Origin of the sequence: Xanthomonas sp. SI (genome assembly GCF_014236855.1) — a bacterium.
Taxonomy (GTDB): Bacteria; Pseudomonadota; Gammaproteobacteria; order Xanthomonadales; family Xanthomonadaceae; genus Xanthomonas_A.
Window position 1 is genome coordinate 3,382,352 of the sequence record NZ_CP051261.1, and the last position, 13,266, is coordinate 3,395,617.

Sequence of the window (13,266 nt, forward strand, 5' to 3'; positions counted from 1 at the left end):
CGCCTCACTTTCAAGGAGAACCTCCAATGCGTGCACCCTCGATCCGTCCGCTGCTGCTGGCCCTGACCCTCGCCCTAGGAGGCACGATGACCGCCCATGCCCAAACCGCCGCACCGGGCTACGCTGTGCCCGCCGACGGCACCCTGCTCAACATCGCCGCCCAGGCCGAGGCCAAGCACGCGCCGGACGTGGCCACGCTGTCGGCCGGCGTGGTCAGCCAGGCCAGCGACAGCGCCGCGGCGATGCGCCAGAACGCCGAACAGATGACCAAGGTGCTGACCGCGGTGCGCGCCGCCGGCATCGCCGACAAGGACGTGCAGACCAGCGGCATCAATCTCAGCCCGCAGTACAAGTACGTCGAGAACCAGGCCCCGCAGATCCTCGGCTACCAGGCCAGCAACTCGGTCAACCTGAAAGTGCGCGACATCGCCAAGCTCGGCAAGGTGCTGGACGCGCTGGCCGCGCAGGGCGCCAACCAGATCAACGGCCCCACCTTCGAGATCGACGATCCGGAACCGCTGTACGACCAGGCCCGGGTCGATGCGCTGAAGAAGGCGCAGGCCCGCGCGCAGACCTATGCCAAGTCGCTGGGCCTGCGCGTGCGCCGCATCGTCAGCATCTCCGAAGGCGGCGGCGGCGGCGTGCGGCCGATGATGCCGATGATGCGCACGATGGCGATGAAGGCGGAGATGGACAGCACCCCGGTGGCGACCGGCGAGAGCAGCGTGTCGGTCAACCTGGACGTGGTGTTCGAACTGGGCAAGTAAGCCCCGCTCGCACCAGCTTGCCGACGACGGCGCCTGCGGGCGCCGTCGTCGTTTCCGCGTCATGCGATCGCGTGGCGCGGCGCTGCCGTGCGGTCCGCTGCCGGCGCTTGCCATGGCAGCTGCAACAGGCGCAATGTCGGAGACGCGGGCGGGTGCCGCATCGACCCCGTCCGCCGCGCTGGCGCGTTTGGTCGTACCGCAAGTCCACAAGACGCACTCATCATGGAGGTGGATCATGGTTCGCACGCAACTCCCCGCTCCCTCGTTCGGTATCGACCTGTCGCGGATCCTGGCGCTCAGCGCCGCGATCGGGCTGCACCTGTTGGCAATGCTGCTGTTGCTGATCCCGCTCTCGCATGTGGCGCCGCCGCAGGAGCCGGCCAAGGCGCAACCCGTCTGGCAACAACCGATCGTGGTCCCGGTCACGCCAACGCCGCCGCAAGCCACGGTGCTGCCCGAGAAACGACCCATGACCCAGCCGCGGGTACCGACCGCCGTGCCGGTCCCGACGCCGGTGCAGGCGCCGCTGGCCGACACCAGCCCGATGCCGATGCAGGCCGAGGCCGCCGATCCGGCGCCCACCGCGGCCGAGCCGAGCGTGCCGTCGGATCAGGTCGGCGCACCGGTCGCCGGCATGCAGCTGCAATACCTGCGTGCGCCGGCCCCGCCCTACCCGCGCGATGCGCTGCGCGACGGCCTGCAGGGCAGCGTGTTGCTGCGCGTGCTGGTCGGCGTCGACGGCCAGCCGCTGGAGGTCAGCATCGCCAAGAGCAGCGGCCACCGGATCCTCGACCAGGCCGCGCGTGAGCAGGTGCTGAAGCGCTGGAAGTTTCATGCTGCATTGCAGCAAGGAGTGCCGGTTCAGGCTTATGGCTTGGTGCCGGTGGATTTTTCGCTAGGCCGTTGATGGGCGGGGAACGGTCCCGGCGCAGCGGCTATCCGCCGGGGCCGTTCAATCGAAAAATTCACTATTTATTCACGATAAATGCACCTAGATGGCACGCAGCCGGACACCATAAGTCGGCGCCAATTGCTCCATTAGAAATCAAAACTTGCGTTTCCAGTTAGGAGAGAAACTGTGAACACCCAGAATCAACGGCGTGCGACCCGCCGCCTTGCGCTATGCGCGTGCATTGCCAGCGCCCTGGCCACCACCGCGGCAGCACCGGCGGCATTCGCGCAGGAAGCGGCGACCAACCTCGACCGCATCACCGTCACCGGCTCCAACATCCCCCGTACCAATACCGAAACCCCGTCCCCGGTCCAGGTGGTCACCCGCCAGGAAATCGACCGTACCGGCAAGAGCACGGTGGCCGAATACCTGCAGACGCTGACCTCCGATGGCGCCGGCTCGATTCCCAAGAGCTTCGGCAACGGCTTCGCCGGCGGCGGCGCCGGCATCTCGCTGCGCGGCCTCGGTGCCGGCTCCACCCTGGTGCTGTTGAACGGCCGGCGCATGGCCACCTACGGCCTGGCCGACGACGGCCAGAAGGTGTTCACCGACCTGAGCACCATTCCGCTGGACGCGGTCGAGCGGATCGACATCCTGAAGGACGGCGCCTCGGCGATCTATGGCTCCGACGCCATCGCCGGCGTGGTCAACATCATCCTGCGCAGCGACTTCGAAGGCGCGATCTTGCGCGGCTCCTATGGCATGTCCGGCGACAGCGACGGCAACGCGCGCAAGGCGACCCTGACCGCCGGCACCGGCAACCTGGCCAACGACGGCTGGAACGCGTTCTTCAGCCTGGACGTGGGCAAGTCCGACGCGATCAAGATCAGCGACCGCAAGGACCGCAAGTGGATCGGCACCGGCGACACCCGCCGCTACGGCTACGCTGCCGACGACGCACAGTTCCTCGGCGGCGCCTACCTCAGCGGCGGCACCGCTGGCGGCGTGGGTCCGAACGGCTCGGTGTTCAACAACGCCGCCACGCCGCAGCTTGTCGCCCTGCCTGGTTGTGCCGGCTTGACCACGATTCCTGGCCAGTCCGATGCCACGGCCCAGGCCCAGGGTTGCCTGTGGGATCCGGCCCAGCTGTACCGCGACCTGAGTCCGGAAGAGAAGTACGTCAACGTGTTCGGCCGCGCCAGCTTCGCCTTCGGCGAAGGCGGCGAAATCTACACCGAGATCGGCTACTCGAAGAAGGAAACCGTGTTCTCCAATACCCCGTCCAGCGTGTCCGGCGGCTGGGGCTATCCCGGCGGCCCGGTCAACGCCAACAGCGGCGCCGGCGCCACCACGCTCTATGCCGGTCATCCCGACAATCCGCTGCCCTACGCCGCGCGCGTGCGCTACAGCGCCTGGGATGTGGGTCCGCGCGTGACCGACAACACCAACGAGTTCAACCGCTTCCTGGTCGGGGTCAAGGGCAATTGGGGCGAGTGGAGCTACGACACCGCCTACCTGCATTCGGGCACCGACCTGGTCAACAAGCGCACCGGCTTCCTGCGCTACAGCGCAGTGCAGTGCGTGCTGGGCAACCCGGCCTGCGCGGCCGGCACCTGGCGCATCGGCGACAACGCCGGGCTGAACTCGCAGGCGTTGTACGACTACATCTCGCCGACCATCAGCGCACGCGCCAAGTCCAGCCTGGACATGTTCGACTTCAAGGTCTCGCGCAGCCTGGCCGACCTGCAGGGCGGCCCGCTGGGCCTGGCGCTGGGTACCGAATGGCGCAAGACCAGCAACAGCCTGACCCCGCAGACCTACACCGACGTCGGCGACATCATCGGCCTGGGCTACTCGGCCTACGATGGTACCCAGAACGTCTATGCCGCCTACGCCGAGCTGTCGGCGCCGGTGCTGGAGCAGCTGGAACTGTCGGCGGCGGTGCGCTACGACAAGTACGAGAGCGGCGACGGCAAAGCCACGCCGAAGCTCGGCGTGAAGTGGACCCCGGCCGACTGGATCGCCTTGCGCGCCACCTACGCCGAAGGCTTCCGCGCGCCGAACCCGGCCGAGAACGGCGATGGCGGCCTGGCCGCGTTCTCCAACGCATCCGACCCGGTGCGCTGCGCGATCGACCCGGCTAACGAATGCACCGCGCGCTCGGTGGCGATCATCACCCGTCCGAATTCGGCGCTGAAGCCGGAAGAGTCCAAAAGCTACTCGGTGGGTTTCGTGCTGCAGCCGACCTCCAGCACTTCGCTGACCGTGGACGCTTGGGAAATCAAGCGGACCAACGAGATCGCCCAAAGCGACACCAGAGACGCGATCCTCGCCGGCAATGTGCTGCGCGACAGCAACGACATCGGTGGCGTGGCCAACAGCGGCACCATCCTGGCGGTCAATTCCGATTACGTGAACGCCAATTCCTCGCGTGTGCGTGGCATCGATACCGACATCCGCCAGACCTTCGCCATCGGCCCGGGCCAGTTGGAGCTGGATGCGCAGTGGAGCCACCTGCTCAAGTTCGAGCGCACTGGCGCTAGCGGCACGGTCGACTACGTCGGCACCCACGGCAACTGCGACGTGACCAACTGCATCGGCACCCCGCAGGACCGCGTCAACTTCGGCACCACCTGGAAGCAGGGCAGCTGGAGCGTCAGCGGCGTGGTCAACTACATCGACAGCATCGAGAACAAGGACCGCCGCGGCGGCGACTACCTGGCGTTCTACGCGGACGGCAGCCCGGTCGAGAAGATCGCCTCGTTCACGACCTTCGATATGTCGGGCCGCTGGAACGTGACCGATGCGTTCGAACTGAACGCTTCGGTTCAGAACGTGTTCGACCGGATCGCTCCACTGGATCCGGCCACCTACGGCGGCGTCAACTACAACCCGCTGCACTTCAGCGGCGCGGTCGGCCGCTACTTCACGGTGGGCGCCAAGTACACGTTCAACTGATCGAACGCGTTGCGCTACACGAAAAAGCCCGGGCGCGAGCCCGGGTTTTTTTGTTTGCAGATGCTGCACAAGGCGCATTGCGATTTCGCTGCCGGCGACGCGCGGCTGGCGCGTAGTGCACGCACCAGGCGTATCAGGCGAACCCGACGATCACGCGCGATGGTAGGGATGGTTGGCCAGCATCGCCGCGGCGCGGTACAGCTGTTCGGCCACCACCAGCCGCACCAGCATGTGCGGCAGGGTCAGCGGACCCAGCGACCAGGATTCGCCGGCCACCGCCAGCACCTCAGGCGAATGGCCTTCGGGACCGCCGATCAGCAGCGCCAGGTCGCGGCCCTGCCCGCGCCAGTGTTCCATGCGTTGCGCCAGCTGTTCGGAACTGTACGGCTTGCCTGGCACGTCCAGCGCCACCACCAGCGCGTTCTTCGGCAGCGCGGCGAGCACCCGGCGGCCTTCGTCCTCGATCGCGCGCTGCGCATCACGGCCCTTTCCGCGCAACCCGGGTTCGATCTCGACCAGCTCCAGCGGCAGCCAGTGCGACAGGCGCTTGCGGTATTCGGCGAAGCCCTGCGCGACCCAGGCGGGCGCGCGTTCGCCGGTGGCGATGAGGCGCGCCTTCACCGCCGCGACCGCAACGCGCGCCTCACCAGCGCTCCGGCACGAACGCCACGTCGAACATGCCGTCGTCGATCTGCTGCTCGATCAAGCGCGCACGGTAGAGCTTGATCCATTGCTTGAGCGTATCCGGCCGACTTGCCGCGGCACGGTCTTCGGCGCATTGCTGGATCTCGTCCTGCAGCTGGCGCTTGAACTGCGCCAGCAACGCGTCCAGGCGCTGCGGCTGCGGACGACGCTCTTCGTACAGGCCATAGCGCCCCATGAAGTCATCGACCACCTGCGCCAGCTCCAGCTCGACCTGCTTCAGTTGCGTGGCGAACATGCTGTTGTAGTCGCGAATCCGTTCCTCGGCCATCGCCGCGATTGCGGCCTGATCCAGTTGACCGATCTCCAGTTGCAGTTCCAGCAGGGTCAGCAGGTCGTCGTCGCGATAGGCCTGGTTGAGCCGCTGCATCAACGCGGTCTTGCGTTCGCGCTGCTGCGGATCGGGCTCGCGGTCCGGATGCAGGGCCGCGACCAGGTTGCGGTACAGCGCGCGGCGCGCCTGTTGCGGATCGGCGACGCTGTCCGCTGGCTTGCCGGCACCGGCGCGGCGACGCTTCGCGCGCTGCTGCGCGCGCCCGTCCGCGTGCGCCTGTTGCGCCTGCAGGCGCTCCTGCACCTGCGCGTACAGCGCCTCTGGCGACTGGACATGCCGCAACTCTTCCTCGGTCAGGCCGAACTCCTCGCCGATCACCGACGTCAGCAGCGCCTCGGACTCGGCCAGGCCCTGGTCGAAACCGACCGGACTGTGGCGGTCGTAGATGCGCTTGAGTTCGTCGCCGCCACCGTCCTGGATCAGCAGCGCGGCCAGTTCGCAGATCGCCTCGGACAGATCGGCGCGATCGCGCTTGCTCAGCTTGTAGGCGGCATGCGCCGCATCCAGTTCCCGCAGCAGCTGCGCCTGCGCCGTATCGCGCGCCTGCAGCAACGGCTCGACCTGTTCGTGGAAACGCTGTTCCCAACGCGGCAACGCCTCGTGCCAGGCGCGCAATTGCACGCGCGTGCGCTCGAGACGTTCGATCAGTGCGCCGAAGCGCTTGCGCGCGGGGGTCGCGCGCGACTGCGCGACCTCGCCGACCGCGACGCGCACCCGCACCGGCGACGCATCGCCGCCGGCGCCGCGCGCGTCGTCGTGCCGCTTAGGCATCGCGTGCCGGTGCGTCGCCGTCGTCGTCGCTCGGCGGCTGGTCGCCGACCGTCCACAGCCGCTCCAGCGCATAGAACTCGCGCACCCGCGGCAGCATCACGTGCACCACCACGTCGCCGAGATCGACCAGCACCCACTCGGCCTCGCGCTCGCCTTCCACGCCCAGCGGCATCACGTCCAGCTTCTTGGCGTGCTTGATCACTTCGTCGGCGATCGACTTGACGTGGCGGGTGGAGGTGCCGGAGACGACGATCATGTAATCGGTGACGCTGGACTTGCCGCGCACGTCGATTTCCACCGCGTCCTTGGCCTTGAGTTCGTCGAGCGCGTTGCGGACATGGGCGAGCAGTACCGGCAACGACGGCGGCGGGTTGGGCAGTTGGGTCTTGATGACGTGGGCTTGACTGGACAAAGGTGCGAACTCGATGGAATGGGCGAATTATAGGGAACTACGCGAAGACGCGTATTCAGCTAGCCGGCGCGGGGCCGCCGGGGGCCGCCGCATACAGCCCGGTGGCACGGATGTAGTCCGCGACCGCGGCCGGCACCAGCGCCGCCCAGTCGTCGCCGGCGGCGATGCGCTCGCGCACCTGGCTGGCCGATTCGCTGCGCAGCGGCTGCCGCAGGCACCACAGCAGGCCGCCCGGCGCGCCGGCCAGCGCCTGCGGCGACGCCGCCCAGCGCCCGGCCACCGCCTGCGCCAGTTCGGCCGGCAAGGCGCCTTCCCAGCCGCTGCCAGCACGGTCGGCCACGACCAGATGCGCCGCGTCGAGCAGGCCGCGCCAGTCGCGCCAGCTATTGAACCCGACGAAGCTGTCGGCGCCGATCAGCAATGCCAGCGGCGCGTCGGTGCCGAGTTCGGCACGCAGTTCGCGCACCGTGTCGATGCTGTACGAGGCCACGCCCGGCCGCGCCAGCGCGCGCTGCAGTTCGTGCCGGTCGAGCAACAGCCCGGCTTCGCCGTCGATCGCCAGCGCCAGCATCTCGCAGCGCTGCCGGGCATCGGCGCCCGGCGCCTGGCGATGCGGCGGATCGGCGGCCGGCATCAGCCGCACCGGCACCCCGAACGCATCGCGCGCCGCCCGCGCGATCGCCAGATGGCCGTTGTGGATGGGGTCGAAGGTGCCGCCGTAGATCAGGTGGAGGAAAGGCCGGGATTCGGGATTCGGGATTGGGGATTCGTCAACGGCGGCAACTTCTGCACGAACATCCGACGCCATGGGATCGCCGCTGTTGCCAATCCCCAATCCCCAATCCCGAATCCCGGCCGTCATACCACCAACAACCGCACCGCCCGCGCCTCGGCGATGGCCAGCAGCAGGCGCTCCAGCGCGATCCAGGCGTCGCCGTCGGCGCGGCCCTTGGCGATACGGTCGATGCGCCCGGCTTCGGCGGCGAAGCGTTCCCAGCGGCGCGGTTCGGCATGCCGCTGCAGCGCGCGCTTGAACGGCGCCTGGCGCGACTCCCAGATGCCCTGCCCCTTCATCTCCGCGGCCAGGTTACCGCCGGCCGCCTGGACCTTGGCCAGCGCCGCGGTGCGCAACAGTTCCTTGATCAGGATCGGCAGCAAGGCCGCCACCGCTTCGCCCTCCGCGCGCAGGCCGGCGAGCATGCGTCCGACCGCCGGCGCCTGCCCGGCCAGGGTGGCCTCGGCCAGGCGGAACACGTCGTAGCGCGCGGCATCGGCCACCAGCGACTCCATCGCCGCCACGTCCAGACTCTGCCCGTCGGCCAGCAACGCCAGCTTGTCGATCTCCTGCGCGGCGGCCAGCAGATTGCCTTCGACCCGCTCGGCCAGGCGCTGCACCGCGCCGGCGTCGGCACGCAGGCCCTTGCTGCGCAGGCGCCGCTCGATCCAGTCGCCCAGTTCGTGCGGCTTGATCGCCCAGGCCACCGCGATCACCCCGAGCCGGCCGACCGCGTCGGCCCACTTGCCCTGGTGCGCCTTGCTCCATTCGTTGCAGGTGATCAGCAGCACCACGTCCGGCGGCGGATCGGCGCAGAATGCGCTGATCACCTCGCCGCCTTCCTTGCCGGGCTTGCCGCTGGGCAGGCGCAGTTCGATCAGCCGGCGCGGGCTGAACAGGCTCGGCGCGTTGAAGCTGGAATACAGCTGGCTCCAGTCGAAATCGCGGCCGTCGGCGTCGAACACCTCGCGCTCGCCGATGCCTTCGGCGCGCGCACGCGCACGCACCGCGTCGGCGGCTTCGAGCACGCGCAGGGTTTCCGGGCCGGCGATCAGATAGACCGGATGCAGCGGCTGCGAAGCCGGCTGGGTGACGAGCTGTTCGGGACGCAATTCCATGGCGGCAACCTAGGGCCTGTCGCTGCGCGCCGCCAGCGGATCGCCGGTTACGGGCGAGCGGCAGGCGGCGGACGGTGGCCGGCGGATCAAGGCTGCGGCGAGGTCGCCGGCGGCGTGCCGGGGTCCGGCGTGCCTTCGACCGGCGTGCCGGTGGCGGCGGGCGGCGCTTCGTTGACGTTCTTGCCGCTGCGCACTTCGGCGCGTACCACGCTGTCGATCCGGCGCAGCATCGAGGCCGACATCTCGCGGCGCAGTTCGTCGGCGAGGATCTCGCGCTCGGTGGTGGTGCCGGTGGCGTCGGTCGGCGGCGACACGTAGTCGCGCGACAGCTCGATCACCTGCTGCGGCACCAGCACGCTGCCGTCGGCGCGGCGGAACACGAAGATCGCCGCGTAGCGCAGGCTGTATTCCTGGGCGCGGCCTTCGGCGTCGAGCGCGATCGGCAGATCGCCCCAGCGCTCGGACAGCACTTCCAGGCGCGCCACGCCGGTGTTGACCTCTTTCGGCGCGATCTCCGCACCGGCGGCGCGCAGGCCGCGTTCGAGCAGCTTCACCAGCTCGCTGTAGGGCGCCGAGGAGACCACCTTTACCGAGGGCGTGCCGGCCGGCAGGGTCAGCTTGTCGCGCAGATGGAAGCCGCAGGCGGTCAGGGTCGTCGCGAGGACGAGGGCGAGCAGGAGTCGGGTCATGGACACAGTCTGGAGGAGCCGGCTGGGCGCGGCAACAGGCGGCTAGCCTGCCCGATGCCGCGTGAACGAGGGTTGAGACGTACCGAAGCGCGCGCCGACGCTGCCGCCGCACCTGGCGCCGCGACACCGCGTGCGCCCTCGGCGGCGCGGTTCACGCCGCCACCAGGTTCACGATCTTGCCCGGCACGATGATGATCTTGCGGATGCTCAGGCCTTCCAGGAACTTGGCGGTGTTCGGCTCGGCCTGGGCCAGCGCCTCGATCTGCTCGCGCGGGGCGTCGGCGGCGACCTCGATGGTGCCGCGCAGCTTGCCGTTGACCTGCACCGCCAGGGTCAGCGCGTCGCGCACCAGCGCAGCCGGGTCCGGCTGCGGGAACGGCAGGTCTTCCAGCAGCGTCGGCGCATGCCCCAGCGCCTGCCACAGCGCATGGCTGGCATGCGGGGTGATCGGGTTGAGCAGCAGTACCGCCGCTTCCAGCGCTTCCTGGCGCACCGCGCGGCCCTGGTCGCCGGCATCGTCGAACTTGGCCAGCGCGTTGGTCAGCTCCATCACCGCGGCGATCGCGGTGTTGAAGCTGTGGCGCCGGCCGTAGTCGTCGGCGACCTTGCCGATGGTCTCGTGGGTCTTGCGCCGCAGCGCCTTGTGCTCGGCGCCCAGCGCGGCCGCATCCAGCGCCGGGGCGGCGCCGTCGGCGACATGCTTATGCACCTGCGCCCACAGCCGGCGCAGGAACCGTGCCATGCCGTCCACGCCGGCCTCGTTCCACTCCAGCGACTGCTCCGGCGGCGCGGCGAACATCGAGAACAGGCGCACCGTGTCGGCGCCGTACTTGCCGACCATCGCCTGCGGGTCCACGCCGTTGTTCTTGGACTTGGACATCTTCTCGGTGCCGCCGATCTGCACCGGCGCGCCGTCGGCGATCAGGCTGGCGCCGACGATGCGGCCGCGCTCGTCGCGCTGCACGTCCACGTCGGCCGGGTTGATCCAGTCCTTGGAGCCGTCGCCGTTGTCGCGGTAGTAGGTCTCGGCGATCACCATGCCCTGGGTCAGCAGGTTGGTCGCCGGCTCGTCGCTGTCCACCAGGCGCGCGTCGCGCAGCAGCTTGTGGAAGAAGCGGAAGTACATCAGGTGCAGGATCGCGTGCTCGATGCCGCCGATGTACTGGTCCACCGGCAGCCAGTAGTTGCCGCGCTTGTCGACCATGTCCTTGGCGCCGGGCGAGGTGTAGCGCGCGTAGTACCAGCTCGACTCCATGAAGGTGTCGAAGGTGTCGGTCTCGCGCTCGGCCGCCGCGCCGCACTGCGGGCAGGTGGTCTTGCGCCATTCCGGATCGGTCTTCAGCGGCGACCCGGTGCCGCTCAGCGCCACGTTCTCCGGCAGCAGCACCGGCAACTGGTCTTCCGGCACCGGCACCGCGCCGCAGCTGGCGCAGTAGATCACCGGGATCGGGCAGCCCCAGTAGCGCTGGCGACTGACGCCCCAGTCGCGCAGGCGGTAGTTGATGCGGCGCTGGCCCTGGCCCTTGCGCTCGAAGCGCTCGGCCAGCGCCTCGAACGCGCCGTGGTAGTCCAGGCCGTCGAACTCGGCCGAGTTGACCAGTTCGAACTCGCGGGTCTTGTCGGTGTACCAGTCGCGCCAGACGCTCGACTCCCAGGTGCGCTCCTCGTCGTTCTTCGGCGCCGTCAGCGCGATCACCTGGCGGATCGGCAGCGCGTACTTGTTGGCGAACTCGAAATCGCGCTGGTCGTGGCCGGGCACCGCCATCACCGCGCCGGTGCCGTAGCCCATCAGCACGAAATTGGCGACCCACACCGGGACCTGCTCGCCGCTGATCGGATGCACCGCCACCAGGCCGGTGTCCATGCCGCGCTTTTCCTGGGTTTCCAGTTCCGCCTCGGACACGCCGCCCTGCTTCAGCTCGGCCAGCAAGGCGGCCAGCTGCGGGTTGGACTTGGCCGCATGCAGCGCCAGCGGATGTTCGCTGGCGATGGAGACGAAGGTCAGCCCCATCAGCGTGTCCGGGCGCGTGGTGAACACGCGCAGCGGATCCAGCGCCGCGCCGTCGGCGTCGCGCACCTCAAACTGGATTTCCAGGCCTTCGGAACGGCCGATCCAGTTGCGCTGCATGGTCTTGACCGATTCCGGCCAGCCCGGCAGCTGGTCCAGGCCGTCGAGCAGTTCCTGCGCGTAGTCGGTGATGCGCAGGAACCACTGCGGGATCTCGCGCTTCTCCACCAGCGCACCGGAGCGCCAGCCGCGGCCGTCGATGACCTGCTCGTTGGCCAGCACGGTCTGGTCGACCGGATCCCAGTTCACCACCGCATTGCGGCGGTAGGCCAGGCCCTTGCGCATCAGCCGGGTGAACATGCGCTGCTCGTGCACGTAGTACTCGGGCCGGCAGGTGGCGAATTCGCGCGACCAGTCGATCGCGTAGCCCAGCGACTTGAGCTGGCTGCGCATGTGCTCGATGTTGGCGTAGGTCCACTTCGCCGGCGCGGTCTTGTTCTTGATCGCGGCGTTCTCGGCCGGCAGGCCGAACGCGTCCCAGCCCATCGGCTGCAGCACGTTCTTGCCGTTCATGCGCTGGTAGCGGCTGATCACGTCGCCGATCGTGTAGTTGCGCACGTGGCCCATGTGCAGCGCACCGGACGGGTACGGCAGCATCGACAGGCAGTAGAACTTGGGCTTGTCGGAGGTCTCGTTGACCTCGAAGGCGCGGGTGGCGTCCCAGAACTGCTGGGCGGACGATTCGACCTGCTGCGGGTCGTAGGCGGTGGGCTCGACGGCGGACATGGAAACGGGCAAGGGCCAGGCGGCAACAAAGCAGGCAAGGGTACCGCAGCGCAGCAAGCGGCTCCAATCCTGGCGACGAGCGGTGCCGGCGCCGCTCGCCCGCGCCCGGCCCGGGGAACACCGCGCGCATCGCTGCCAGGGCGGCGGAGACGGGGAAAACCACGCTTGCCGCGCCGGCCGGCGCGGCGGACGGACCGCGCAACGGCCTCGCGCCAGACGGGTTCGATGCGCTGCGGGACGGCGCCGATTGCGCGGCGGCGGCGGTTTCAGCCGCTGCGCGGCAGCGCCTGCGGCCCGGGCCAACATGCCAGCAGCGCCAGCCAGGCCCACCACAGCGCGAACACCAGCCGCTGCGCCACCGCCGCCGACAGCAGCGCGTCCAGCGCGAACGCGCCGAGCGCGGCCAGCAGCGCCACCGCCAGCGCGGCCCGCGCCCAGCCGCGCGCGCCGGGCTGGCGCCAGGCACCGACGGCCAGCAGGCTGGCGGCCGCCACCAGCGCCACCACCCACAGCAGCCAGGCGCTGGCATGCAACTGGGTGGCGCGCGACTCCAGGTCGGCCGGGTCCAGCGGCAGCAGGCCCATGCCGGCAAAGGCCAGCCCGGCCAGCAGCAGCAACTGGCCGCCGACGCGCAGCGACCAGGGCGCGCCACGGCCGCTGCGCTGCAATAGGCGCAGCGCCAGCGCCACCGCCAGCGCCCCGGGCAGCACGAAGGCCAGCAGGTCGAAGGCCCCGGCATGGGCGATGCCGCTGGCGCCGAGCAGCGCCACCGGATGCGACCACGGCAGGTAGCCCGGCAGAGCCAGCCCGAAGCCCACCACCGCGGCCACGGCGACCAGCGCCAGCAACGGCCCTGCGTAGCGCAGCGCCTGATCGTATCGGTTCGCCATCGTGTCTCCGGGCACCTGCGCCGCCACGCCACCGCGGCGCGCCAAGACGCCCATTGTCGCCGCTGCGGCCGCGGCTGGCACCCTGCGCGCCCGGCATGGCCGCGATCGCCGCGACGCCGGCGCGGAGGCCATCGCCGGCCTGCGTACCCTTGCGTCGCCGCCGG

General features: G+C 69.6%; 11 protein-coding genes. 3 read left to right on the forward strand and 8 right to left on the reverse strand.

The annotated features are described in order from the left end of the window. The first annotated feature begins 26 nt into the window (after positions 1–26). From HEP75_RS14125 to HEP75_RS14135, 3 genes are all read left to right on the forward strand, one after another. Positions 27–767 carry an SIMPL domain-containing protein gene (locus HEP75_RS14125; RefSeq protein WP_185823944.1) on the forward strand — a complete coding sequence of 247 codons (741 nt, stop codon included), beginning with the start codon at positions 27–29 and terminating at the stop codon, positions 765–767. A gap of 235 nt (positions 768–1,002) precedes the next feature. Continuing rightward, the gene (locus HEP75_RS14130) at positions 1,003–1,674 is read left to right on the forward strand and encodes an energy transducer TonB (protein WP_185823945.1); all 672 of its coding nucleotides are present in this window, start codon (positions 1,003–1,005) and stop codon (positions 1,672–1,674) included. A gap of 225 nt (positions 1,675–1,899) precedes the next feature. Then, positions 1,900–4,617, forward strand: coding sequence for a TonB-dependent receptor (locus HEP75_RS14135; protein ID WP_255424105.1), 2,718 nt, complete (start codon positions 1,900–1,902; stop codon positions 4,615–4,617). A gap of 150 nt (positions 4,618–4,767) precedes the next feature. Here HEP75_RS14135 and rlmH read toward each other — a convergent pair whose 3' ends face one another. The 8 genes from rlmH to HEP75_RS14175 form a co-directional block, all read right to left on the reverse strand. Next, positions 4,768–5,238 carry a 23S rRNA (pseudouridine(1915)-N(3))-methyltransferase RlmH gene (gene rlmH, locus HEP75_RS14140; RefSeq protein ID WP_053840845.1) on the reverse strand — a complete coding sequence of 157 codons (471 nt, stop codon included), beginning with the start codon at positions 5,236–5,238 and terminating at the stop codon, positions 4,768–4,770. 22 nt (positions 5,239–5,260) lie between these two features. After that, positions 5,261–6,424: a J domain-containing protein gene (locus HEP75_RS14145; RefSeq protein ID WP_185823947.1), complete on the reverse strand. Its 1,164-nt coding sequence runs from the start codon at positions 6,422–6,424 to the stop codon at positions 5,261–5,263. Then, positions 6,417–6,836, reverse strand: coding sequence for a ribosome silencing factor (rsfS, locus tag HEP75_RS14150; protein WP_185813351.1), 420 nt, complete (start codon positions 6,834–6,836; stop codon positions 6,417–6,419). The genes HEP75_RS14145 and rsfS overlap by 8 nt, the downstream gene beginning before the upstream one ends. A gap of 55 nt (positions 6,837–6,891) precedes the next feature. Further along, positions 6,892–7,644 (reverse strand): nicotinate-nucleotide adenylyltransferase, encoded by a 753-nt coding sequence (gene nadD / locus HEP75_RS14155; protein ID WP_185823948.1) that lies wholly within the window; start codon positions 7,642–7,644, stop codon positions 6,892–6,894. Positions 7,645–7,694: 50 nt separating this feature from the next. After that, a complete protein-coding gene (gene holA, locus HEP75_RS14160) occupies positions 7,695–8,729 on the reverse strand; it encodes a DNA polymerase III subunit delta (protein WP_185823949.1) in 1,035 nt (344 codons plus the stop codon). Positions 8,730–8,815: 86 nt separating this feature from the next. Then, complete coding sequence (gene lptE, locus HEP75_RS14165) at positions 8,816–9,418, reverse strand: LPS assembly lipoprotein LptE (protein ID WP_185813354.1); 603 nt, start codon at positions 9,416–9,418, stop codon at positions 8,816–8,818. A gap of 151 nt (positions 9,419–9,569) precedes the next feature. Then, positions 9,570–12,212 (reverse strand): leucine--tRNA ligase, encoded by a 2,643-nt coding sequence (gene leuS / locus HEP75_RS14170; RefSeq protein WP_185813355.1) that lies wholly within the window; start codon positions 12,210–12,212, stop codon positions 9,570–9,572. A gap of 266 nt (positions 12,213–12,478) precedes the next feature. Then, entirely contained in the window at positions 12,479–13,102 is a 624-nt protein-coding gene (locus HEP75_RS14175) for a DUF998 domain-containing protein (RefSeq protein ID WP_185823950.1), read from the reverse strand. Positions 13,103–13,266: the final 164 nt, after the last annotated feature.